General features: G+C 24.1%; 23 protein-coding genes and 4 pseudogenes. 11 read left to right on the top strand and 16 right to left on the bottom strand.

The annotated features are described in order from the left end of the window. Positions 1-51: 51 nt before the first annotated feature. The 3 genes from AAHM96_RS08490 to AAHM96_RS03810 all read right to left on the bottom strand — a co-directional run bounded on the left by AAHM96_RS08490 (position 52) and on the right by AAHM96_RS03810 (position 1,327). On the bottom strand, positions 52-474 hold the full coding sequence (locus AAHM96_RS08490) for a transposase family protein (protein ID WP_342273704.1): 423 nt from the start codon (positions 472-474) through the stop codon (positions 52-54). A gap of 2 nt (positions 475-476) precedes the next feature. After that, positions 477-869: a helix-turn-helix domain-containing protein gene (locus tag AAHM96_RS08495; RefSeq protein WP_425288763.1), complete on the bottom strand. Its 393-nt coding sequence runs from the start codon at positions 867-869 to the stop codon at positions 477-479. 308 nt (positions 870-1,177) lie between these two features. Then, on the bottom strand, positions 1,178-1,327 hold the full coding sequence (locus tag AAHM96_RS03810; protein ID WP_342273619.1) for a hypothetical protein: 150 nt from the start codon (positions 1,325-1,327) through the stop codon (positions 1,178-1,180). A gap of 472 nt (positions 1,328-1,799) precedes the next feature. Between AAHM96_RS03810 and AAHM96_RS03815 the strand changes: the two genes are divergently transcribed. From AAHM96_RS03815 to AAHM96_RS03835, 5 genes are all read left to right on the top strand, one after another. Further along, positions 1,800-2,423, top strand: coding sequence for a DDE-type integrase/transposase/recombinase (locus AAHM96_RS03815; RefSeq protein ID WP_342272751.1), 624 nt, complete (start codon positions 1,800-1,802; stop codon positions 2,421-2,423). A 274-nt stretch (positions 2,424-2,697) separates the two neighbouring features. After that, the gene (ileS, locus tag AAHM96_RS03820) at positions 2,698-5,460 is read left to right on the top strand and encodes an isoleucine--tRNA ligase (RefSeq protein WP_342273620.1); all 2,763 of its coding nucleotides are present in this window, start codon (positions 2,698-2,700) and stop codon (positions 5,458-5,460) included. 31 nt (positions 5,461-5,491) lie between these two features. After that, positions 5,492-6,199: a signal peptidase II gene (gene lspA, locus AAHM96_RS03825; protein ID WP_342273621.1), complete on the top strand. Its 708-nt coding sequence runs from the start codon at positions 5,492-5,494 to the stop codon at positions 6,197-6,199. Further along, positions 6,144-7,010, top strand: a complete 867-nt coding sequence (locus AAHM96_RS03830; protein WP_342273709.1) for an RluA family pseudouridine synthase — start codon at positions 6,144-6,146, stop codon at positions 7,008-7,010. Before lspA ends, AAHM96_RS03830 begins: the two co-directional genes overlap by 56 nt. Continuing rightward, positions 7,010-8,368 carry a rhomboid family intramembrane serine protease gene (locus AAHM96_RS03835; RefSeq protein WP_342273622.1) on the top strand — a complete coding sequence of 453 codons (1,359 nt, stop codon included), beginning with the start codon at positions 7,010-7,012 and terminating at the stop codon, positions 8,366-8,368. Before AAHM96_RS03830 ends, AAHM96_RS03835 begins: the two co-directional genes overlap by 1 nt. Positions 8,369-8,408: 40 nt before the next feature. Here the strand turns inward: AAHM96_RS03835 and tsaE are convergent, their stop codons facing one another. Both tsaE and AAHM96_RS03845 read right to left on the bottom strand, forming a co-directional pair. Further along, positions 8,409-8,879 carry a tRNA (adenosine(37)-N6)-threonylcarbamoyltransferase complex ATPase subunit type 1 TsaE gene (gene tsaE, locus AAHM96_RS03840; protein WP_342273623.1) on the bottom strand — a complete coding sequence of 157 codons (471 nt, stop codon included), beginning with the start codon at positions 8,877-8,879 and terminating at the stop codon, positions 8,409-8,411. 163 nt (positions 8,880-9,042) lie between these two features. Then, positions 9,043-10,020 (bottom strand): IS3 family transposase, encoded by a 978-nt coding sequence (locus AAHM96_RS03845; RefSeq protein ID WP_342272762.1) that lies wholly within the window; start codon positions 10,018-10,020, stop codon positions 9,043-9,045. 180 nt (positions 10,021-10,200) lie between these two features. On the opposite strand from AAHM96_RS03845, the gene AAHM96_RS03850 reads away from it, so the two are divergent. Next, on the top strand, positions 10,201-11,439 hold the full coding sequence (locus AAHM96_RS03850; RefSeq protein WP_342273710.1) for an IS256 family transposase: 1,239 nt from the start codon (positions 10,201-10,203) through the stop codon (positions 11,437-11,439). 41 nt (positions 11,440-11,480) lie between these two features. Continuing rightward, positions 11,481-12,014: pseudogene (locus AAHM96_RS03855) on the top strand (IS256 family transposase); the annotation flags it as partial. A 26-nt stretch (positions 12,015-12,040) separates the two neighbouring features. Here the strand turns inward: AAHM96_RS03855 and AAHM96_RS03860 are convergent. Further along, positions 12,041-12,217, bottom strand: a complete 177-nt coding sequence (locus tag AAHM96_RS03860) for a hypothetical protein (RefSeq protein WP_342273624.1) — start codon at positions 12,215-12,217, stop codon at positions 12,041-12,043. Between the two features lie 198 nt (positions 12,218-12,415). On the opposite strand from AAHM96_RS03860, the gene AAHM96_RS03865 reads away from it, so the two are divergent. Both AAHM96_RS03865 and AAHM96_RS03870 read left to right on the top strand, forming a co-directional pair. Continuing rightward, a protein-coding gene (locus AAHM96_RS03865) for an IS5 family transposase (RefSeq protein WP_425288764.1) occupies positions 12,416-13,205 on the top strand; the annotation gives its coding sequence in 2 pieces (ribosomal slippage) (positions 12,416-12,676 and positions 12,678-13,205; 789 coding nt in all). Positions 13,206-13,256: 51 nt separating this feature from the next. Continuing rightward, on the top strand, positions 13,257-14,234 hold the full coding sequence (locus AAHM96_RS03870) for an IS3 family transposase (protein ID WP_342272797.1): 978 nt from the start codon (positions 13,257-13,259) through the stop codon (positions 14,232-14,234). 457 nt (positions 14,235-14,691) lie between these two features. Here the strand turns inward: AAHM96_RS03870 and AAHM96_RS03875 are convergent, their stop codons facing one another. The 9 genes and pseudogenes from AAHM96_RS03875 to AAHM96_RS03915 form a co-directional block, all read right to left on the bottom strand. After that, on the bottom strand, positions 14,692-14,961 hold the full coding sequence (locus tag AAHM96_RS03875; protein ID WP_342273626.1) for a hypothetical protein: 270 nt from the start codon (positions 14,959-14,961) through the stop codon (positions 14,692-14,694). A 17-nt stretch (positions 14,962-14,978) separates the two neighbouring features. Next, positions 14,979-16,931 (bottom strand): hypothetical protein, encoded by a 1,953-nt coding sequence (locus AAHM96_RS03880; RefSeq protein WP_342273627.1) that lies wholly within the window; start codon positions 16,929-16,931, stop codon positions 14,979-14,981. A 340-nt stretch (positions 16,932-17,271) separates the two neighbouring features. After that, positions 17,272-17,556: an HNH endonuclease signature motif containing protein gene (locus tag AAHM96_RS03885; protein ID WP_252319983.1), complete on the bottom strand. Its 285-nt coding sequence runs from the start codon at positions 17,554-17,556 to the stop codon at positions 17,272-17,274. An 88-nt stretch (positions 17,557-17,644) separates the two neighbouring features. Next, positions 17,645-20,047, bottom strand: a complete 2,403-nt coding sequence (locus tag AAHM96_RS03890) for an extracellular solute-binding protein (RefSeq protein WP_342273628.1) — start codon at positions 20,045-20,047, stop codon at positions 17,645-17,647. Beyond that, the gene (gene potB / locus AAHM96_RS03895) at positions 20,047-21,120 is read right to left on the bottom strand and encodes a spermidine/putrescine ABC transporter permease (RefSeq protein WP_342273629.1); all 1,074 of its coding nucleotides are present in this window, start codon (positions 21,118-21,120) and stop codon (positions 20,047-20,049) included. The genes AAHM96_RS03890 and potB overlap by 1 nt, the downstream gene beginning before the upstream one ends. A gap of 1 nt (position 21,121) precedes the next feature. Further along, positions 21,122-22,174: a spermidine/putrescine ABC transporter ATP-binding protein gene (potA, locus tag AAHM96_RS03900; RefSeq protein WP_342273630.1), complete on the bottom strand. Its 1,053-nt coding sequence runs from the start codon at positions 22,172-22,174 to the stop codon at positions 21,122-21,124. Positions 22,175-22,194: 20 nt separating this feature from the next. Further along, the gene (locus tag AAHM96_RS03905; protein WP_174481534.1) at positions 22,195-22,728 is read right to left on the bottom strand and encodes a helix-turn-helix domain-containing protein; all 534 of its coding nucleotides are present in this window, start codon (positions 22,726-22,728) and stop codon (positions 22,195-22,197) included. A gap of 208 nt (positions 22,729-22,936) precedes the next feature. Next, positions 22,937-23,128, bottom strand: a pseudogene (locus tag AAHM96_RS03910) (transposase family protein); the annotation flags it as partial. Positions 23,129-23,321: 193 nt separating this feature from the next. Continuing rightward, a pseudogene (locus tag AAHM96_RS03915) lies at positions 23,322-23,699 on the bottom strand (IS5 family transposase); the annotation flags it as partial. A 110-nt stretch (positions 23,700-23,809) separates the two neighbouring features. Here AAHM96_RS03915 and AAHM96_RS03920 point away from each other — a divergent pair. Both AAHM96_RS03920 and AAHM96_RS03925 read left to right on the top strand, forming a co-directional pair. Continuing rightward, positions 23,810-24,787, top strand: coding sequence for an IS3 family transposase (locus AAHM96_RS03920; protein WP_342272797.1), 978 nt, complete (start codon positions 23,810-23,812; stop codon positions 24,785-24,787). A 47-nt stretch (positions 24,788-24,834) separates the two neighbouring features. Continuing rightward, positions 24,835-25,459, top strand: a pseudogene (locus tag AAHM96_RS03925) (IS256 family transposase); the annotation flags it as partial. Here the strand turns inward: AAHM96_RS03925 and AAHM96_RS03935 are convergent. Next, positions 25,446-25,733 (bottom strand): hypothetical protein, encoded by a 288-nt coding sequence (locus tag AAHM96_RS03935; protein WP_342273632.1) that lies wholly within the window; start codon positions 25,731-25,733, stop codon positions 25,446-25,448. The pseudogene AAHM96_RS03925 and the gene AAHM96_RS03935 sit on opposite strands and share 14 nt — an antisense overlap. Positions 25,734-25,791: the final 58 nt, after the last annotated feature.

Consider the following 25,791-nt stretch of genomic DNA (forward strand, 5'->3'; position numbering starts at 1 on the left):
CATTAATAAAATAACCAACTTTTAATTTTTTATATTAGACTTGGTGCAAAACTAAGGTAATTCAAAATTATATATTCCTGCTATTAAATTAAATCTTAATGCAAATCTTCGTATTTTATTGCGATATTTTAAAGTTAAAATTTTAAAACGTTTTAGTTTAGCAAATACGTGTTCAATTTTAATTCTAATTTTGCTTAAAGTTTTATTGTATTCTTTTTGAATTGGTATTAATTTATTGTATTTACTTTTTTTAAATGGCAAAAATGTATTTTTATGAATATTTTGTATTCCTTGATAACCTGAATCAACAAAAACTTGTTTTTCTAGATGAATAAAAGTTTTAGATTTTAAAAGTAATTTAAAATCATGAATGCTTCCAAAACAAAAAGCGGTTGAAATAATTTTTCCATTTAAAATATCAATAATTATTTGCGATTTAAGAGTATGATGTTTGTTTTTACCCGAAAAAAGTAATTTTAGTTTTTTTTAATTCTTTCAATTGGAGTTTCAGTAGCATCAATAGCTAGTAAATTATTATTGATTCCTTTATTTTTGATTAAATCTTTTTTGCCAGATAAATTAAAAATTCCACTTTTTATTAAAGTATTTTCAATTCAAAAAATATTACGAATGCAACTAGTATGACTAATATTATATCTTTTTGCAATAACTCTATAACTACTATACTCTTTTCAATATTCTAATGTCATTAATAAACGATTTTCTATTGATAATTTATTAGGTTTACCACCAACTGCTTTTTTAATTACTTCAGCTTTTTTTAAAATTTCAACCATTTTTTGAAATGTTTGTAGTTTTATTCCCACTAAACTATAAAATTCTTGTTCATCTTTGTATTTTTTTAACATAATAATTATCACCTTTGATATTAATAATAACCGTTAAATTATTAAAATTAAAGGTTTTGCACCAAGTCTATTATATAAATAATTTAAATATTATTAAATTTTGAGATATATAATAATTATTTAAAATAAAAGAGTTACCATTATTGGTAACTCCTATTCACTGTTAGGTGCCAACCGCAATGAATATTTACTTACCCTTAACTAAGTAAGTATTTTTATTATACTACTAAAATAAAGTTTTTTTTAGTTTTATTTACTAAAAAAAATAAAACCTTTTTAATTTTATATATTTTTGATAATAATTTGATTTAAAAAAAGAAATCAACAAATAAATATTGAATAGTTGCAGAAATAGAGTCTATATTATTCACTTTTGTTTTAATGTCTTCAAATAAATTTTTTTGTGATTTCTGTTTTTGTGAAGAGAAATAACAATTTAGTTTATTGCCACTTGCCACTTAGCCCTTTTTACTAGACCATTAATTTAAAAAACCTGAATGTATTCTAAAAACAATTGTGTTATATAATTAACACTAATTTTAACCTGAAAGGATTTTTATTAATGGATAAAATTAAACAAATAGCATTAGTAATTAACAAATTAAATATCAAAGAAAAAAGTTAAACAAAATTAATAAAATTATTGATGATTGTAAAAATCAATATTCAATTAGAAACCTATGTCAATATCTTCAATTAAACAGATCAACATATTACTTTTTAAAAAATAAACAAAAACCTATTAAAAAAGAAGAAAATCATATTATTAAATGCAATCATAAATATCAAAAAATATGCCAACTTTTAATCGAATTTCATTCTACAAGAAAAGGCAGAATTTATGGATATTTAAGAATTTTTTCAGCTTTTAAAGAGTGATTAAAACAAGAAAAAAATATCATTTTAAATATAGAATTATCAATAAAACAAATGCGAAAAATTATGAAAGAACACAATATTCAAGGATTAAAACAAACTAAAAATAACTATCCTAAAAACAAAAAAAATCCAAATAAGTGAATACCTACAATGGATAAAGTAAACAAAGATTATAAAAGTACAACCTCTTCAAATCAAATTTGATCAATGGACACTAAACAAATAAATACTAAAGAAGGATGATTATATCTTTTTGTAATTATTGATTTTTATTCAAATAATGTTGTTAGTTATAATATTGCTCCTAATAAATCATATCAGGATTTAATTCTTCCTGCTCTTGAAAAAATCAACAAACAATTTTCTTGAAATCAAATAAAAAATGTTATTTTACATTCAGATAACGCCAACGAATTTTATTGTCAAGATATCACAAAATGAGCAGAGGATAAACAAATAATTTTAAGCAAAAAACAACCTTATGATATTGGTGGTAATGTATTATCTGAAAACTGATTTTCTCATTTATCTCAAGAATGACTACCTAAAGGATCAAATCAATATTTATCCATCAATGAAGCTATAAATGATGTAAATCAATATGTTATGTTTTATAATTATGAAAGAATACATTCTAAATTTCTAAAACCACCAATTTTACAAATTAAAATTTAGAATTTTATATCAAAAATGGTCCAGTAATTAAGGGCCAACCACCTACATTCTAAATTTCTAAAACCACCAATTTTACAAATTAAAATTTAGAATTTTATATCAAAAATGGTCCAGTAATTAAGGGCCAACCACCCTTTTAAGTTTTATAAAATCTTATTATTAAAATAAAGTAAATATTATACAAATTTCAAGTAATTACTAGTATAATGATTTAAGAATAAAAAAGAATAATTAGTACAAATAAAACTTGTTATTTTAAAGGAGAATAATATACATGAATAAAAACTATAAAGATACATTATTAATGCCTCAAACTAACTTTGAAATGCGTGCTAATTTAACTATAAAAGAACCACAACTACAAAAATATTGACAAGACCAAAAAATATATCAACAACTAATTAACAAAAATAAAAAATCTACGAAAACTTTTATCCTTCATGATGGACCTCCATATGCTAACGGTGATCTACATTTAGGACATGCATTAAATAAAATTTTAAAAGATATTATTGTTCGCTATTATAATAGTAGCAATTATTATGCACCCTATATTGCAGGTTGAGATACGCATGGTTTACCTATTGAAACAGCAGTTACTAACTCAGGAATTAATCGTAAAACAATATCAGTATCAGATTTTAGAAAACAATGTCAAAAATATGCAGAACTGCAAGTTGCTAATCAAATTAATCAATTTAAAACATTAGGATTACTAACAGATTTTGAAGATCATTATGTTACTTATGATAAAAAATATGAATCTGAACAAATTAAAGTTTTTGCTAAAATGGTAGAAAAAAAACTAGTATATCGTAATTTATATCCTGTATATTGATCACCATCAAGTGAAAGTGCCTTAGCTGAAGCTGAAGTTGAATATTTAACAAAAACTAGTGCTGCTATTTATGTTGCCTTTTTACTAAATGATGAAAAAAAAATATTTAACTTACCTACCTCACTAGTAATTTGAACAACAACACCATGAACCATTCCTAGCAATCAAATGTTAGCAGTAAATGAAGAATTTACATATAGTATTATTAAGACTAATGAACAACAATATATTATTGCACAACCATTGATTGATTCTTTTACTAAAGCAAACAACATCACCGATTTTACAATTGTTAAAACAATTTCTGGTAAAGATTTAATTGGATTAACAGCATTACATCCATTATATCAAAGAAAAACCCCAATCGTTCATGGTTCTCATGTTACTATAAATGATGGAACTGGAATTGTTCATACTGCTCCAGCGTTTGGTGAAGAAGATTTTGATTTAGGATTAAAACATAATATCAAAATTCTTTGTCCAATTAATGATCAAGGTCAATTTACAGCAGAAATCAATGATGAACAATTAGTCAATAAGTTTTATGATGATACTAATAAAATTATTGTTGAGCGCTTAAAAAATAATGGTACATTAATTGGTATGAAATGATTTAAACATCAATATCCACATGATTGACGAACTAAAAAACCCGTTATTTATCGTGCTACTTTACAATGATTTATCGCTATTGAAAAAATCAAACCATTACTTACTAAAAATATTAATAAAGTAAATTTTGTTCCTGAATGAGCAAAAAAAAGAATGTTATTAATGACAAATAATCGCTATGATTGATGCATTTCTCGTCAACGTGCTTGAGGATTACCAATTCCAATTTTTTACACTGAAAAAAAAGAACCAATCATGGATATAAACCTTATTAATCATGTGGCTGATTTATTTGCTAAACATGGTTCAAATATTTGATTTGAAAAAGAAGCAAAAGATTTATTACCACCTAAATATCAACATAAAGATAGCCCAAATGGTATTTTTTATAAAGAACAAGATATCATGGATGTTTGATATGATAGTGGTGTTTCCCACTTAGCAGTTATTAAAAATAATAATTTACCTTGACCAGCAGATTTATATTTGGAGGGTAATGATCAATTTCGTGGTTGATTTAATTCAAGTTTAACAACAGGAACTATTACTAATAATAGTAGTCCATATAAAAACTTGTTAGCACATGGTTTTGTAACTGATGCTAAAGGCAATAAAATGTCAAAATCAATTGGTAATGTTATTAGTGTTAAATCAATTTGTGATACTAATGGTGCTGATATTTTACGATTATGAGTAGCCAGTGTTGATTTTACTGATGATACAAGAATTGGTACTGAAATTTTAAAACAAGTTAGTGAAAACTATCGTAAAATCAGAAATATTTTTCGTTTCTTACTAGGTAATTTATTTGATTTAGATATCAAAACTATTGAAAATAAAACAGAAGAAGAAATTATTAATAGTTTATCAGAAGTTGATCAATATATTTTAAATAAATTAAACGGATTAGTGATTAAAATTAATGAAAATTATCAAACTTACCAATTTAATACTATCTATCATTTAATTTTAAATTTTGTTACTAATGATTTGTCTGCTTTTTATTGTGATTTTACTAAAGATATTTTATATGTTAATAGCAAAAAAGACATTAGAAGAAAACAAGTACAAATAACAATGTTTTTAATAGTAAAAACTTTAATTGGTTTATTAGCCCCTATTTTACCACACACTACTGAAGAAGCATTCCAAAGTTTAACTAAAAAAGATTTAAACACAAGCAGTGATTCTATTCATTTAAAAAAATTTCCACAACCATGAAATTTAAACAAACCAACAAAACTAATGGAAAAATGAGAATATTTTATTAACTTTAAAAATGAAGTTAATAAAGTTATTGAACAAGCTAAAAAAGACAAAATTGTTAAAACAGCCCTAGAAACAATAGTAAATATTATTTTTAAAGATAATCATAATATCTTATCAACAATTGATGAAAAAGAATTAGCACAATTATTAATTGTTAGTGAAGTTAATATTAATTATAATAATAGCAACGTTAATGATTGAACTATTAATGTTAAAACAAAAGATGGTACTAAATGTCCTCGCTGTTGATTAATTGTTAATGAAACAAAAGAAGATGTTTGTAATCGTTGTTTTGAAGTGTTATCATTAATAATGTAAATAACTAATATTAGTTTAGAAAGAAGTAATTATGGAATTTTCTTGATTAGCAATTAAAAATCATTTAAAAACACGTGATTGAAAATGATTAACTAAAATAATTTGTTTTTGCGTAATTATTATTCTAATTATCACTGATCAAATGATAAAATTAGCAGTACAAAATGGAATAAAAGCTGGTGAAGAATATAAATTCATACCCGGATTTATTAATTTAAAATTTATTATTAATTATGGTTCTGCTTTTAGTTTTTTTCAAAATCAAAGAATCTTTCTAATAACTTTTGCTTTTCTAGTAGCAATTGCTAGTAGCACCTGACTATTATTTACTAAATCTATTAACAGAGCACTATGTCTCAGTTTTGTTATTGCAGGAACAATCGGTAATTTAACAGATAGATTTTTACACAAAGGTGGTGTTATTGACTTTTTATTATGACAACTATTCCAACCATATACTATTTTTAATACTGCGGATATATTCATTACCATTGGTATCACAATTATTATTCTACAAATAATTATTGGAACCATAATTAATGCCTATCAAGAAAAGTTTGGAGAACACAATAATGAAGTCAACAATGGAACATTTACAACAATCATCAATGACAGAAAATCAAAAGATGATAAAACTAAAATATCATGAAAACAAAAATATCCGCATCGACAAATATTTAGCAATGGTATTAACAGAACATCATTATTCACGAAATTTTATCCAAAATTTAATCACTAATGGGCAAGTAATAGTTAATAATAAAACTATTTCATCAGCTAACTTATTATTAAAAAATAATGATGAAATAAATATTATTATTAAAAATGACAAAGATAACACTTTAAAAACAACTGCAATTGATTTTGAAATAGTTTATGAGGATAATGAAATTCTTGTTATTAACAAACCTAATAATTTGGTTGTCCACCCAGGAGCAGGTAATTGAGATAATACTTTAGTTAACGGATTATTATTCCAGTCTAAAATTGAAAATATTGAAGAAAATAATTTACGTCCAGGCATTGTTCATCGTATTGACAAACAAACGACAGGATTATTATTAGTAGCTAAAAATAAAATTAGTCATCATATTTTAGCAGAACAATTACAAAAACATGAAATTAAACGAATTTATATTGCATTAGTTCATGGTACAATTAAAGGTAGATCAGGAACGATTAAAGCACCTATTGCTAGAAGCAATAATAATCGTCTAAAAATGATGGTCAATGAACAAAATAGTAAGAAAGCAACTACTCATTTTACAGTTATTGAGCGATTTAAAGACTATACTTTAGTTCAATGTCAATTAGAAACTGGCCGAACACACCAAATTCGTGTTCATTTTCAGTGAATTGAACATCCAATTGTAAATGACCCTTTATACAGCAAGTTTAAATTGGAAAATGCTAATATTGGACAATACTTACATGCTAAAGTCATTACTTTTACTCATCCCACAACTAAAAAAGTTATGACTTTTGAATGTAATTTACCTGATTTTTTTGAAAATAAATTACAATTATTACGAAAGGAAAGTGTTAAATAATGGATGATAATATTCTAGATATTTTAGGTTTACAATTAGTTGATTATTTTATTAGTCATCAAGATTATCGACCATTTAATGTTCCTAAAGAATTAAAACTACATGTTAAAGGTGAAGTATATCTAACTAATAAAGATACTAATACTTATCATATCATTAAAATTATTAAAGAAAATAATTTTAATCCTCACCATTTAAAAAACAAAGATGAAGTTTATGAAATTTTACATAAACAATTAGCAGATGAAGGTGTTAAAGATATTCGTTATTTAATGGTTATCTTAAATGATGATAACCAAAACGAAAATCGAATGTCACCAGCAGTTGATGTTATTATTGCTACTAGTGATAAAATTGTTCAAGAATTATCTAAATTTTATCCTAGTATTACTAAATTTATTAAGGTAGACTTACCCCAACTTGAAACTGAAACTGAAAATAATGAAGAGACTAATGAAGATAATAGTACTGGAACTTTAAGTGATAATTGAAAAAAAGTTAATTTTCAAAATCGTCGTTACTTAAGCGAAACATTAAAAAAATGTACTAATGCTAATTTGGCAGTTACCTGATTTCTTTTTATAATTCCTATTATTACACTTGTTGTTTTTCTAGTAATTATAAATCTTAGTCAAGATGATTGATTAGCATTAGATTATAAAAAACAACATTTGCTTTTTGGTGCCAATTATCATAACTTAATATTTGGTGCTTATCAATATTGAAGGTGATTAATTTATCCATTTGCTGGTAATGATATAAATCCTTCAGCTCCTATTAATTTAATATTTTCACTTTGAATTTTTTATCGTGTTGGCAGATTTGTTGAAGGATTTTATGGATGATGAAAAGCAATTTTCATTTGAATTGGTGCAATGATTCTAACTGGTATTTTACAAAGTGTTGTTGATAATATTAATATCATGTCAGGATTTTGAGTTTTTCCTGTAATTTCATTAGGAGCAATGTTACCTTTCATTTGAAATTATAAATTATTTAAAACTCCAATTATGAGTCGTTTCTTTACAACTATTTTATTAATGTTAATATTTTGATTTATAACTGATCAACAAGTAGTGACATTATTATATTGAATGATTGCTTTTGTCACAGGATGATTATTTGCTTCTTTAATCGGATATCATAATCGTAAAATAACTGTGTATTATGCTTTTAATCCAATTGCTATTGGTTCATTAGTATTATTTGCTGGTTTGCTTTGAGGTTTAAATAATTATTATCCTGCTGATGATAATAACTATACTTTAGAAGTATTAAAACAATTTCAAAAACTTGGCTTAATTAGTCAAAGTACTATTAATAGCATTATGCTTAATTACTTTCATATACAAGTATAAAAAAAGTAGGATTTTTCCTACTTTTTTTATAAATAAAATTCTATATTTTTTTTAATGCGTCAAATAAATACTTTTCTTCCTCTTTCGTAAGAAGATTAGTATTAATAACTATTTGTCTACTATTAATATCAATAATTTTAAAATCTATAGCAATATATGAATAATTATTAAAATTAATTTTTAATCTTTCTGATCATTCAATTATCATAAAATTATTCATCATTATTTCATAATATTCTTCTAAATGAGGATTAATTAAACGATAAGCATCCATATGAATTAAATTTCATTCATATTTAGTTTGATACTTATTTCAAATAATAAAAGTTGGTGAATTAATAATATTTTTAACTCCAAGTAAATTACCAATTAATTTAGCAATTTGCGTTTTACCACTACCAAGCGGACCATTTAATAATAAAATTAAATTTGGTTTAGCAATTTTACCAATTATTTTGGCAAGAGTATTAGTGTCATCTAATTTTTTTAATATATATACATTTTTTTTCATAATAACCTTCTTTGATAATTATTTTATACTTTACAAACTATTATACAAAATAATAACTTATTTTCTAAATTATTATTTTTCTTATTTAAAAGTTATTACTGGGTGGTTGGCGGTGGTTGGGGTGGTTGGCCCTTAATTACTGGACCATTTTTGATATAAAATTCTAAATTTTAATTTGTAAAATTGGTGGTTTTAGAAATTTAGAATGTATTCTTTCATAATTATAAAACATAACATATTGATTTACATCATTTATAGCTTCATTGATGGATAAATATTGATTTGATCCTTTAGGTAGTCATTCTTGAGATAAATGAGAAAATCAGTTTTCAGATAATACATTACCACCAATATCATAAGGTTGTTTTTTGCTTAAAATTATTTGTTTATCCTCTGCTCATTTTGTGATATCGTGACAATAAAATTCGTTGGCGTTATCTGAATGTAAAATAACATTTTTTATTTGATTTCAAGAAAATTGTTTGTTGATTTTTTCAAGAGCAGGAAGAATTAAATCCTGATATGATTTATTAGGAGCAATATTATAACTAACAACATTATTTGAATAAAAATCAATAATTACAAAAAGATATAATCATCCTTCTTTAGTATTTATTTGTTTAGTGTCCATTGATCAAATTTGATTTGAAGAGGTTGTACTTTTATAATCTTTGTTTACTTTATCCATTGTAGGTATTCACTTATTTGGATTTTTTTTGTTTTTAGGATAGTTATTTTTAGTTTGTTTTAATCCTTGAATATTGTGTTCTTTCATAATTTTTCGCATTTGTTTTATTGATAATTCTATATTTAAAATGATATTTTTTTCTTGTTTTAATCACTCTTTAAAAGCTGAAAAAATTCTTAAATATCCATAAATTCTGCCTTTTCTTGTAGAATGAAATTCGATTAAAAGTTGGCATATTTTTTGATATTTATGATTGCATTTAATAATATGATTTTCTTCTTTTTTAATAGGTTTTTGTTTATTTTTTAAAAAGTAATATGTTGATCTGTTTAATTGAAGATATTGACATAGGTTTCTAATTGAATATTGATTTTTACAATCATCAATAATTTTAATTTTTTCTTTGATATTTAATTTGTTAATTACTAATGCTATTTGTTTAATTTTATCCATTAATAAAAATCCTTTCAGGTTAAAATTAGTGTTAATTATATAACACAATTGTTTTTAGAATACATTCAGGTTTTTTAAATTAATGGTCTAGTAAAAAGGGCTAAGTGGCACTTACAAAAATAACTATGTTTAATTAATTCTAGTAAATATAATTAAATGACTAGAAAGAGTGAGTTACAGATGGCTAAAAAGCAAAATATTAATAATAATGATCCAATATCAAAAGCAGTAGATTTATTATTAGAAAATACTGAAGATTTAACAACAGTTTTTAAAGAGGGAGGATTGTATAAAGAATTAACAAAAAGATTAGTAGAAAAAATGTTGAATTCTGAGATGCAAAATTATTTAGGATATGATAAGAATCAACATAGTAATAGTGACAATGCTCGTAATGGTATAAGTTCAAAAAAATTAATAACTCAACAAGGTAAAATTGAGATTGATGTACCACGAGATCGCAATAGTAATTTTAATCCTGTAATAGTTGCAAAAAGACAAAGAAGATTTGATGGTTTTGATCAACAAGTTCTTTCTTTATATGCAAAAGGTATGACATTATCAGATATTAGAATGCAATTACAAGAGTTATATCATGGTGCTGATATTAGTGAAAGTGTTATTAGCCAAATTACTGATGATGTTATTGATGATGTAAAAGCATGGCAAAATCGACCATTAGAAAGTGTCTATCCGATTGTTTATTTTGATTGCATAGTAGTGAAAGTACGACAAGATAAAAGGATTATTAATAAATCAGTTTATATAGCTTTAGGAGTTGATTTAGAAGGTAAAAAAGATGTTTTAGGTTTATGAATTAGTGAAAATGAAGGTGCTAAATTTTGATTAGCAAATTTAACAGAAATGAAAAATCGTGGCTTAAATGATATTCTTATTGCCTGCAGTGATAATTTAACAGGCATGTCAGAAGCAATACAATCAGTTTATCTTAAAACAGAACATCAATTATGCATAGTTCATCAAATTAGAAATAGTTTGAAATATGTCTCATATAAGCATAGAAAATCTCTAGTTGCAGATTTAAAACCAATTTATACTGCATGTAGTGAAGAACAAGCAATGCAGGCTTTAGAATCCTTTGAAAGTAAATGAAATAAACAATATCCTCAAATTGCTAAATCTTGATATAAAAATTGAGATAATTTAATGGTTTTTATTAGTTATCCAGTAGAAATCAAAAGAGTGATTTATACTACAAATGCTATTGAATCTGTAAATAGTCAATTACGAAAAGTCATCAGAAATAAAAAAGTTTTTCCAAATGATATGGCAGTTTTCAAAATATTTTACTTAGCAATTGAAAATATAACAAAAAAATGAACAATGCCCATTCAAAATTGAAATACAGCAATTGCTCATTTTATGATAAAATTTGAAGATAGAATTAATCTAAACTAGTACTTTGTAAAACAAAGATACACAGATTACATAAAAGCCTCGATATTCTTATTGCCTGCAGTGATAATTTAACAGGCATGTCAGAAGCAATACAATCAGTTTATCTTAAAACAGAACATCAATTATGCATAGTTCATCAAATTAGAAATAGTTTGAAATATGTCTCATATAAGCATAGAAAATCTCTAGTTGCAGATTTAAAACCAATTTATACTGCATGTAGTGAAGAACAAGCAATGCAGGCTTTAGAATCCTTTGAAAGTAAATGAAATAAACAATATCCTCAAATTGCTAAATCTTGATATAAAAATTGAGATAATTTAATGGTTTTTATTAGTTATCCAGTAGAAATCAAAAGAGTGATTTATACTACAAATGCTATTGAATCTGTAAATAGTCAATTACGAAAAGTCATCAGAAATAAAAAAGTTTTTCCAAATGATATGGCAGTTTTCAAAATATTTTACTTAGCAATTGAAAATATAACAAAAAAATGAACAATGCCCATTCAAAATTGAAATACAGCAATTGCTCATTTTATGATAAAATTTGAAGATAGAATTAATCTAAACTAGTACTTTGTAAAACAAAGATACACAGATTACATAAAAGCCTCGTTATAAGTTCTATTACCAAGCATTTCTTTTAAAATATGTCAAATATTACCTTCTGTAAAACAACCTATATTTCACTTTGCACCTTGATTTTCAATACCTTGTTTATTATTTTTAAAATATTGTTTTTTTAATTTTTTATGGTTTTTTAATATTTCATTCATATATTTTATTAACTCATCATATTGACCATTTTCAATAAAATTTCTACAAATATTATATTCATCTCAATATTTTCCTTTATTTCCAGCAATAATTCCAACATATAATTTTTTAACTAAATGAAATTTATCTAAGAACCTGTTTAAAATCTTTTAGAGAATAGGATAAAATGATTATATATTTTAAAATAAGAGGTATATATGTGTAAAAATTATCCTAGTAATGTTAGCAAAGAGCAATTTGAAAATATAAAATCAATTTTAGAAAATACTAAAAAGAGAACTAAACCAAGAAGTTTAGATTTATATGAAGTATTTTGTGCAGTTTTATATGTATTAAAAAGTGGTTGCCAGTGAAGAATGTTACCAAAAAATTTTCCAAAATGACAAATTGTATATTATTATTTTCAAGCTTGAAGTAAAAATAATGATAAAGAACCTAGTGTATTACAATTAGTTTTAAAAAAAATTAGTCAAGGCATTTCGTATCAATAATGGTAGAAAAGAACAAACTAGTTTTTGTATAATTGATTCACAAAGTGTTAAAAATACAGATACTACTAAAAATAAAGGTTATGATGCTGGTAAAAAGATTTCAGGAATAAAGCGTCATATTGCTGTTGATTCTCAAGGTTTACCACATGCAATTTACATAACCACAGCAGAAAAAACAGATCGTAATAGTGCTATAATAATGATTGAAAATGAAAAAGAGAATCTTTCTGCAGTTCAAAAAATACTAGTAGATGCTGGTTATACTGGTGAAAAATTTGCTTCTAAAATTAAAACAATTACAAATGCAAATGTTGAAGTTATAAAACGTAATGAATTACATTCTTTTGTAGTATTACCAAAAAGATGATTTGTAGAACGAAGTTTTGCATGATTAGAAAAATGCAGAAGATTATGAAAAAATTGTGAAAAAAAATTAAATACTAGCTTACAAATGGTTGTTCTTGCCTTTATTTCAATTTTATTGAAAAGATTTTAAACAGGTTCTTATATAATTAACACTAATTTTAACCTGAAAGGATTTTTATTAATGGATAAAATTAAACAAATAGCATTAGTAATTAACAAATTAAATATCAAAGAAAAAATTAAAATTATTGATGATTGTAAAAATCAATATTCAATTAGAAACCTATGTCAATATCTTCAATTAAACAGATCAACATATTACTTTTTAAAAAATAAACAAAAACCTATTAAAAAAGAAGAAAATCATATTATTAAATGCAATCATAAATATCAAAAAATATGCCAACTTTTAATCGAATTTCATTCTACAAGAAAAGGCAGAATTTATGGATATTTAAGAATTTTTTCAGCTTTTAAAGAGTGATTAAAACAAGAAAAAAATATCATTTTAAATATAGAATTATCAATAAAACAAATGCGAAAAATTATGAAAGAACACAATATTCAAGGATTAAAACAAACTAAAAATAACTATCCTAAAAACAAAAAAAATCCAAATAAGTGAATACCTACAATGGATAAAGTAAACAAAGATTATAAAAGTACAACCTCTTCAAATCAAATTTGATCAATGGACACTAAACAAATAAATACTAAAGAAGGATGATTATATCTTTTTGTAATTATTGATTTTTATTCAAATAATGTTGTTAGTTATAATATTGCTCCTAATAAATCATATCAGGATTTAATTCTTCCTGCTCTTGAAAAAATCAACAAACAATTTTCTTGAAATCAAATAAAAAATGTTATTTTACATTCAGATAACGCCAACGAATTTTATTGTCAAGATATCACAAAATGAGCAGAGGATAAACAAATAATTTTAAGCAAAAAACAACCTTATGATATTGGTGGTAATGTATTATCTGAAAACTGATTTTCTCATTTATCTCAAGAATGACTACCTAAAGGATCAAATCAATATTTATCCATCAATGAAGCTATAAATGATGTAAATCAATATGTTATGTTTTATAATTATGAAAGAATACATTCTAAATTTCTAAAACCACCAATTTTACAAATTAAAATTTAGAATTTTATATCAAAAATGGTCCAGTAATTAAGGGCCAACCACCATTTTTATTCAAATAATGTTGTTAGTTATAATATTGCTCCTAATAAATCATATCAGGATTTAATTCTTCCTGCTCTTGAAAAAATCAACAAACAATTTTCTTGAAATCAAATAAAAAATGTTATTTTACATTCAGATAACGCCAACGAATTTTATTGTCAAGATATCACAAAATGAGCAGAGGATAAACAAATAATTTTAAGCAAAAAACAACCTTATGATATTGGTGGTAATGTATTATCTGAAAACTGATTTTCTCATTTATCTCAAGAATGACTACCTAAAGGATCAAATCAATATTTATCCATCAATGAAGCTATAAATGATGTAAATCAATATGTTATGTTTTATAATTATGAAAGAATACATTCTAAATTTCTAAAACCACCAATTTTACAAATTAAAATTTAGAATTTTATATCAAAAATGGTCCAGTAATTAAGGGCCAACCACCATCATAACTATAATATTTATGATCAGTTATTGATTGATTAGTTATTATATCACTATCATTTAAATAACCATATTGATTATTAAATAATGAAGTTACAGAATCACTTATTGATGATTTATTTGCTAATAATTTATTAATGGTAGTACTAGTATCATCAATAGTATTAATAATACTACCATTTGTTAAAGTTAATGTTGTTAATGTACTTAAAATGATTAGTAATTGTTTCATATTAGTTTTTCCTTTTTTTAACTTACTAACTGGTAATTAAAATTAAAATTAAAATCAGGGAATGTTAAAGTAGCACGATCACTAATAGTTTTGCCAGCAAATCTTTCTGATAAATCAAGAGTATAAAGTGTATTATCTTTAGTTGGTTGTGTTTCGCTGTCAGTAAATACTAGTTTTACATTATTTAACTCTCAACCCGATTTTGTTGTTACTGCAACATCGGTTTCTAGAAAAATACTTTTTGTTTGAGTAATTAAATCTCAGAAATTATTTACCTTACCAACTTTAATATCTTTACTAATATCAACTGACATACCACTTGGTTTTGTTTCACCATCTAATAAATAATTCATAGTGAACTGTCCAGTAAATGCATTCTCAACTGGACGATAAGAATTGTTATTAATTGTATTTAATAAACTATCTTTATTAGTAATTCAATTACCTAATAAATTATCTTGTTCATAAAAATGTTGACCTTCTTGTAAAATATTTGCATCTTGACCATCTTTTAATCAAATACCTTTTAATGCAAAATTTTTTGGTGAAGAATAATTACCAGTAATATTATTTTTATTATGACCATGAACAATTGCTTTAATGCTATCTAAACTTTTTGTTAATTTATGATCATTAGGACTAGCAGTTATTTTTATTTCAATATTTTTACCTAACTTATTATTAAAGATATTATCACCAACTTTTAAATTTGTTGATATTGTATAATCACTATCTTCAATATTAAGATCTGAATAATTTTTTTGGAAATAATTTTGACAAATTGTTTGAACACCTTTAATAATTTGATCATTAATAAATTTAAGATTATCTTCTGATAAACTAACATCAGCATTAATATAGTTACCATTTTTATCTTTTTGATTATCTAAAGTAATTTGAAAGTTTTTATTATCTTTATCATTATTATATTGTGCTTCAATTTCATTAGTTAATTCTTTCATACTACTTAAATCAGCAATATCATTTTTAACATTTATAGTGCAATCATCTTTTTTTCCTGTAAAGTTTCAAGGATTATTATCTAAAGATGTAATTGAAAATTGAACAGGAACACTTTTAGTAAAGTTTTGTGATTCTGAACCATTTTGAAATTCAATTTTGTAATAACTAGGTTTAATTTCTTTTTTGGGTACATTTAATGCTTTACTTAAAGTTGTTGCAAATTGATCTTGAATTGTTGGAATTAATCATTTATCTTTTATTGAATCAATAGTAGCATTTTCAGGATTAGTAATATTAATAATTTTATCAGGAAAGTTAACTGGTAAACTAGCAATATTAATTGCAACTTGATTTATAATATTAATATTAATTTCGATATTAATGTTAGTATTTTCAATACCAAAAATTGATGCTTGATCATTAGTTGTTAAATTTAAAACATAACTTTTAGACTCATTAAAGTTCTTTGGCAAAATAAAAGAAGTATTAGTTATCGGTTTTTTATCCTTACCAACAGTAAACTTAACTGCTGGATTATAATTAGCATTTAAGAAAAAATTAATTGGTAATAAATTTGAATTATCATTATCAATATCACTTTCAATTTTAGGATCAGTTTTTTGTAAATTATTATCAATACTACTTAAAACATTTGTAAAATCAATATTACCATTATCAACAGCATTTTCAATAACATTAAAATTAACAATATTTGTTGATTTACTAAAATAAGCAATAGTAGAATTTAAACTAATAGGTTTAGAGTTACGATGATGTTTTTGATAATAATCATCTCATAATTTATTATTAGAATTAGGATTAAATTCAGAATTATTGAAAGCAGCAGTAGTATGTAAGAGTAATATTGTAGTAACTGTTGTAGAACCAAATGCTAATAAATACAAGGAAAATAATAAGATTCTTTTCTTCTTATTTTTTTTAACATTAATTGTATATATTGAATTAGATCCTGTTTTTATTTTTTTATGTTTATCCTGATTAACCATATCTTTACTCGGCTATTACTATTTATTTTATATTTCATTTTAACAATCCTTTCCTAGCATTATTTTTTAAATAATCTAAAGATTAATAATTTTAATAATTATATAAACTTTGCTATACACCTATTAAAATTATAAGGAAAGAAATACTCTGTCCTTAAAAATAATATTACACTTATTATAAAAAAAGACAATATTCTTTTTAAAAAAAGATTGAATATTTTTAATTAAAAAGAACACTAATAGTAAAATAATTTTCAAAATAATTTTTTTTAATTAAGATAAAAATTAAATTAAAAATTCAATGATTGAATTAAATAGTCATTGAATTTTTAATTTATGATTAATTTTTTTTAATATTACATTCAACATGCATTGGTTGTAAATTTTCTAAACTATTATTATTTGGATCACCATCAATGTGATCAATATTTCAAGCAAATGCTGAAGTTGGTTGTTCACCTTGATAAGCACCTTTTATCATTGGCAAACAACATCACGGACAAGGAGCTTGCACATTCAATGTTCAAAATTCAGATAATCCTTTAAAATATTTCTCCATTTTTTGAATAGAATAGTTTCATATTTTTTCTTTGTCTTCTTTTTCTCACTTTTTACGACGTGCCACAATGAATTAACCCCTTTCGTATTAAATTATACTATAAGTTACAATATTTTTTTATATTTTTTTAAACTTAATATTACAATTTATTTTATTAACGTGCTAATAATCTATTATAAGCAGTTTGCATTTGTGGGTCAAAACTACGAGTATATAAACCGTTAAAATATCCTTCATGATGCTTACTTGGATCTAATGGATCAGGTAATTGACCATTTTTTGGAATATATACATGCTTTCAAATTTCTGCTGAAAAATTAGTACTAACTTCATCCATAGCTGCTTGTAAAGGTGAGGTATAACCAAATTCACTACTTAAATCAACTTGTGTTTGTTTTTGCATTATATAATTAATAAATTTAAAAGCTAAATCTTTATGAGGAGAATCTTTACTAATTACCATATCATCATTTCAAACATTAGTCCCCATATATGGTCTAACAACAAGGTACTTACCATTATAAGAAGCAGGATCATCAGCAATTGCAGATAATAAATCACCGTTATACATCATTGCTACATCCCAATTATTTTCATTACTAATTTCATCAACAATATCATCATTTAATAATTTTGTATTTTTATTTTTGACAACTGGTTCTAACCAATCACTTGCATCTTTAATTTCAATTGGACTATGAGCATTAATATTATCAGAAAATTCATTTCCTACTTGATTATATTGACCTGAACCAGTATTTTCTCCTCATTTATTTTTATAGTGTAAATCAGTAAGCGCAGTCATAAATAAGTTATGCATATCATCATTTAAAACGATACGTTTACCCAATTTTGCAGCATCTGTTAAAACACTTCATTGAACATTTGAACCATCAGCTTTAATACCAAGATCACTAAGATTATTTGTATTAGTAGTATTAATTACTAATACAACATCACCTCAAAAATAAGGAATACTATAACTATTTAAACCAAATTTATTTAAAATTCCATCACTATTTTCAACTCGATAATTATTCATTAATTCATATAAATCATGATTTATATCTTCTTTGGGATTAAAATCAATTCTACTATCATATTCAATATCACCTGCAGAATTTTTTGATGCAATTGGAAAAAGTCTATCTTCACTTGCTAATTTAGCCACCATATAATCACTAGGAACCATTACATCATAACTAGTAGTATACAATTTAGCATACAATGATTCATTATCATCAAAAGTTGAATATTTTATTTTAACTTGATATTTATTTTCAAATTCTTTTAAAATATTGGGATTCATATATTCGCCTCAATTAGCAATTGATAAATCATAAACATTAGTATAAATGTAGAAAGCACCCAAACTAATAAAACTTGATAATAAGATGATACTAATCATAATTAATTTTCACGGTCATAGTAAAAAACGATACTTCTCTCTTCTTAATTTTGAGCGTTCTTCTTTTAACTCTTTCTTTTTTTTAATCTTATTCTTTATATGTTCAATTCAAATTGATTCCATCTCAAGTTTTGCTTCAAGTTTAGAAATTTGATTAATAAGTTTCGGGTGATTTTTAATATAATCTTGAATTTTAATAATATCTTGCTCAGTTACAATTTCAAAATTACCATCACTATATAATGATTTACGCTTTCTACCTTTACTCTTAACCTTTTTATAGTTAAAACCATTTAATTGTAAATAATATTTAGTTAACAACTTCTCAGTTTTAATAATTTTTTTATCATGATAAATACCTTTATCAATTTTTTCATTACGTTGTTTAATTTGTTTTTTGCAAAGAATATAAGTATTTCAAGAAATAATAAGTACTGCAATTAATAAAATAATTATTGTTGAAAAAGCATTAATATAAGGCTTAATTCGTTTTAAAGAATAAATAAAAGTTGAAACGTTAGAAGTATTACCGCCAGTAAAATAAGAAATTAAAAAATCATCAAAACTCATAGCAAACGCAATAGCTGCACCGGCAATTATTGCCGGTTTAATTGTTGGTAATACAATTTTACGTAGCGTATATCAAGGGGTCGCTCCTAAATCTTGACTTGCTTCTAATTGTGACATATTTATTGATCTAATTTTTGGTAAAACAGTAATAATAACATAAGGAATATTAAAAGAAATATGAGCGAAAATTAATGTTCCAAGACCAAAACTAAAACCAAATGCCATAAATAATAACATTAAAGAAACAGCAGTAACAATATCAGCATTAACTAAAGGAATATTAGTAATCCCTAAAGTAATATTACGTGTTATTTTTTTTGTTTTACTTAAACCCAAAGCAGCAAACGTACCAATAATAACAGCAACAAAAGTAGAAATAAAAGCAACAATTAATGTTACACTAACCGATTCTCAAAGTTCACTTTGTTGAAATAAATCGTAATAAGGTTGCAATGATCAAGAATTTCAACTGCGAACTGAATCGCCACCATTAAAAGAGAATATCATTAAAACTAAAATTGGAGTATAAAATAATAAAAAGATAATAGCTAAATAACTATTTTTAAAAAAAGATCTCATTAATTAATACCTCCTATTTTTTTACCAGTAGCTCAACTACCAATCGCTTTTAAAGTAAAAATAATAATTAAAACAATAATACCTAAAATAACAGAAATAGCAGCACCATAAGCAAAATTAGCACCACGATAAAAATATGATTCAATAATATTTGCAATTAAAATAGTTTTTCCTTCACCAATATATTTAACTACTACTAGTGAAGTCATAGCACTTAACATCATTAAAGTAAAACCAGAAACAATACCAGGCACTGAAAAACGAAAGGTAACTTTTCAAAATGTTTTCATCTTAGAAGCTCCTAAATCTTGACTTGCTTCTAATAAATTGCGATCTGTTTTTTCTAAAGAATTATAAATTGGTAAAATAACGAAAGGCATAAACATATAAACCATTGCTAAAATAATACCAATTGGAGTTCCTAATAAAACATTAGGACCTAAAATACTAAAAATAATTTGTAATCCAATTGTACGTAATAAAATGTTAATTCAAATTGGTAAAGTAACTAAAACCCAAATATTTTTTGAAGCAATTTTTGTGGACATAAAAGCCATAATATAAGCAATGGGATAACCAAAAATAACAGCAATTAAAGTGGCAACAAATGAATAACCAATTGAACGTAATAAAACCATAACATAACTATTTTCTTTAAAAAAATCATTAAAATTACTAAATGTAAAACGAAATATTCAAGCATTATTAGTTGCTTTAATAATTGAATATAAAATTACAATTAATAATGGCAATACAATTAAAATTACCATCACCAATAAATATGGATAAGCAAGCGTAACTCATGATTTAAAACCAAAATTTACTGATTTATCTTTGATTTTATTTTTAATAAAACTTATTTTTTGGTTTGTTTTTTTTCAACATAACAATGCTTTTTTCTTTTTTACTCGTTTCATTTTCGATTTATTTTTTGCTACCTCTTGTAAAGAAACATTATTTTTTTTAAGTTTAAACCATTTTTTAAATCTATACTTTTTTTTATTTTGATTATCAATAATTTTTTCTGGATTTGAATTATTAACTAACATATCTTGTGATTTTAAATTTTTCATTTTACTCTTCAATTTCCTTTCACATAACATGAATATCTTCAACATTTCATTTTAAACCAACACGGTTACCTACTTCAAAATTATCAGTAGTATGAACTATCCATTTGCGTTTATTAGCAATAATTTCAATTTCTCATAATAATCCTTTAAAAGCAATAGTTTTAATAGTTCCATCAAAAAAACCACTACCTGCATTAACTAAATCAATATCTTCTGGTCGAATAACAATATCAATATTACGTTCTTGTTCACCAAAACCAGTATCAGAGCATGCAAATTTTTTACCGTCAAAACGAACACAATAATCATTAACAAATACACCATTTTCAATAACATTCGAGCTACCAACAAACTGTGATGTTCATTTATTTTCAGGCTCATTGTAAATATCTTGTGGTGTCCCAATTTGTTGAATTTGACCTTGATTTAAAACAACTACCCGATCTGACATAATAAATGCTTCTTCTTGATCATGAGTAATAAAGATAAAAGTAATATTAATTTCTTCTTGAATTTTTTTTAATTCTACTTGCATTTGTTGACGTAATTTCAAATCCAAAGCAGCAAAAGGTTCATCTAATAATAAAATTTTAGGATTAAGAACTAATGCTCTAGCTACTGCTACTCTTTGTTTTTGACCACCAGATAAATCATTAACATCTTTATCTTCCATACCATTTAATTTAGCCAAATCTAAAGCTTTTTTAACTTCTTTTTTGATTTTTTCACGATCAATTTTTCTTAACTTTAAACCATAAGCAATATTATCAAAAACATTTAAATGTGGAAATAAAGCATAATTTTGAAAAATAGTATTTATTTCTCTTTTATGAATTGGAATTTTAGTTAAATCCTTACCTTTAAACAATAATTGACCATTGTTTGGTTGTTCAAAACCAGCAATAATCCTTAATAATGTTGTTTTTCCACAACCACTAGGACCAAGAATGGTAAGAAATTCACCTTCATGAATATTTAAACTAATTCCTTTTAAAACAACTTTACCATCATATTCTTTGGTAATATTACGTAATTCTAAAATATTTACACTCATAATTTCCTCCTTTAAATGGTTTAAAAAATTGGTGGATTTGAAACTCATAAAATAGTTGCAATTGAATTATTGGGATTTTCTAAATAATGTTTTTCATTACCTTTAATATAAAATGCTTCATTAGCTACTGCTTTTACTCTCGTTGCACCATAATGAACAAATACTGTTCCACTTAATACATATCCAAAGATCTGACCTTGAAATGGCGGAATTTTATTTGAATTACCAAATGGTTTTAAAGTTAAAATTACTGGTTCTAATGTTAATTTTTGAGCATTAGGAATAATTCATTTTATTTGATAATCTTCTTCGTCACTAACAGTAACATCTTGTGATTTAAAAACTATTTTTTCTTTTACTTCACCAGCAAAAAAGGTTGATAATGGACAATCAAAAATGTCTAAAATACTTTTTAGTGTTTCAATACTGGGTGAAGAAACATCATGCTCTAACTGACTAATAAATCCCTTTGATAAATCACAACGTTTCCCTAACTCTTCCATAGTTAAATTGTGTTTCAATCTTAAAGTTTTTAACTTTCTTCCAATTTTCATATTGATTATTTTCTCCTTTTGTTTATTTATACTAAACTTTAAGTTAAATAATACAAATAAAATTATATAATATTTTTTTAAAAAAACAATTATTTATTTTATTTTTAATAAATAAAATAAATATAAAATTATTAGTGTAAAAATGTGTAATAAAAAGAATAATTTTTTCATTTTTCTACTATAAAATTAAAATAGACTTGGTGCAAAACTAAGGTAATTCAAAATTATATATTCCTGCTATTAAATTAAATCTTAATGCAAATCTTCGTATTTTATTGCGATATTTTAAAGTTAAAATTTTAAAACGTTTTAGTTTAGCAAATACGTGTTCAATTTTAATTCTAATTTTGCTTAAAGTTTTATTGTATTCTTTTTGAATTGGTATTAATTTATTGTATTTACTTTTTTTAAAGGTGGTTGGCCCTTAATTACTGGACCATTTTTGATATAAAATTCTAAATTTTAATTTGTAAAATTGGTGGTTTTAGAAATTTAGAATGTATTCTTTCATAATTATAAAACATAACATATTGATTTACATCATTTATAGCTTCATTGATGGATAAATATTGATTTGATCCTTTAGAACCTGTTTAAAATCTTTTCAATAAAATTGAAATAAAGGCAAGAACAACCATTTGTAAGCTAGTATTTAATTTTTTTTCACAATTTTTTCATAATCTTCTGCATTTTTCTAATCATGCAAAACTTCGTTCTACAACTCATCTTTTTGGTAATACTACAAAAGAATGTAATTCATTACGTTTTATAACTTCAACATTTGCATTTATAATTGTTTTAATTTTAGAAGCAAATTTTTCACCAGTATAACCAGCATCTACTAGTATTTTTTGAACTGCAGAAAGATTCTCTTTTTCATTTTCAATCATTATTATAGCACTATTACGATCTGTTTTTTCTGCTGTGGTTATGTAAATTGCATGTGGTAAACCTTGAGAATCAACAGCAATAGCCACTTAGCCCTTTTTACTAGACCATTAATTTAAAAAACCTGAATGTATTCTAAAAACAATTGTGTTATATAATTAACACTAATTTTAACCTGAAAGGATTTTTATTAATGGATAAAATTAAACAAATAGCATTAGTAATTAACAAATTAAATATCAAAGAAAAAATTAAAATTATTGATGATTGTAAAAATCAATATTCAATTAGAAACCTATGTCAATATCTTCAATTAAACAGATCAACATATTACTTTTTAAAAAATAAACAAAAACCTATTAAAAAAGAAGAAAATCATATTATTAAATGCAATCATAAATATCAAAAAATATGCCAACTTTTAATCGAATTTCATTCTACAAGAAAAGGCAGAATTTATGGATATTTAAGAATTTTTTCAGCTTTTAAAGAGTGATTAAAACAAGAAAAAAATATCATTTTAAATATAGAATTATCAATAAAACAAATGCGAAAAATTATGAAAGAACACAATATTCAAGGATTAAAACAAACTAAAAATAACTATCCTAAAAACAAAAAAAATCCAAATAAGTGAATACCTACAATGGATAAAGTAAACAAAGATTATAAAAGTACAACCTCTTCAAATCAAATTTGATCAATGGACACTAAACAAATAAATACTAAAGAAGGATGATTATATCTTTTTGTAATTATTGATTTTTATTCAAATAATGTTGTTAGTTATAATATTGCTCCTAATAAATCATATCAGGATTTAATTCTTCCTGCTCTTGAAAAAATCAACAAACAATTTTCTTGAAATCAAATAAAAAATGTTATTTTACATTCAGATAACGCCAACGAATTTTATTGTCAAGATATCACAAAATGAGCAGAGGATAAACAAATAATTTTAAGCAAAAAACAACCTTATGATATTGGTGGTAATGTATTATCTGAAAACTGATTTTCTCATTTATCTCAAGAATGACTACCTAAAGGATCAAATCAATATTTATCCATCAATGAAGCTATAAATGATGTAAATCAATATGTTATGTTTTATAATTATGAAAGAATACATTCTAAATTTCTAAAACCACCAATTTTACAAATTAAAATTTAGAATTTTATATCAAAAATGGTCCAGTAATTAAGGGCCAACCACCCAAAAAAGATGTTTTAGGATTATGAATTAGTGAAAATGAAGGTTCTAAGTTTTGATTATCTAATTTCACAGAAATGAAAAATCGTGGCTTAAATGATATTCTTATTGCTTGTAGTGATAATTTAACAGGCATGTCAGAAGGAATACAATCAGTTTATCCTAAAACAGAACATCAATTATGCATTGTTCATCAAATTAGAAATAGTTTAAAATATGTTTCATACAAACATCGAAAAGGTCTAGTTGCAGATTTAAAAACAATTTATAGTGCATGTAGTGAAGAACAAGCAATGCAAGCTTTAGAATCGTTTGAAAGTAAATGAAATAAACAATATCCTCAAATTACTAAATCTTGATATAAAAATTGAGATAATTTAATGGTTTTTATTAGTTATCCAGTAGAAATCAAAAGAGTGATTTATACTACAAATGCTATTGAATCTGTTAATAGTCAATTACGAAAAATCATCAGAAATAAAAAAAGTTTTTCCTAATGATATGGCAGTTTTCAAAATATTTTACTTGGCAATTGAAAATATAACAAAAAAATGAACATTGCCTATTCAAAATTGAAATACAGCAATTGCTCATTTTATGATAAAATTTGAAGACAGAATTAATCTAAATTAGTAACTTTGTAAAACAAAGATACACAGATTATTAAAAAGCCTCTTATTTGCTTAGAATCTTTATTAATACAGTTCAATACTACTGATTGTAAACATTCTTTTTCTAATCCTAATAATTGCTTTGAAATAGTTATTTCTGTTGTTAATTCTTTACGAAATACTTGTGTTGCTGCTACTCAAAGTATTTTTAACGCAGCCGCTTTTTTATTAGGTGATGTTTTTAACTTTAATCTATCTAAATGACTAATCTTTGTTTGACTTTTTTCTTTATTCATAAATTTTCTCCATTCAAATTAATAATCTTATTTAATTTTATTATATGACCAAGTTCTC

Origin of the sequence: Spiroplasma endosymbiont of Acasis viretata (genome assembly GCF_964031275.1) — a bacterium.
Taxonomy (GTDB): Bacteria; Bacillota_I; Bacilli_A; order Mycoplasmatales; family VBWQ01; genus Spiroplasma_E; species Spiroplasma_E ixodetis_A.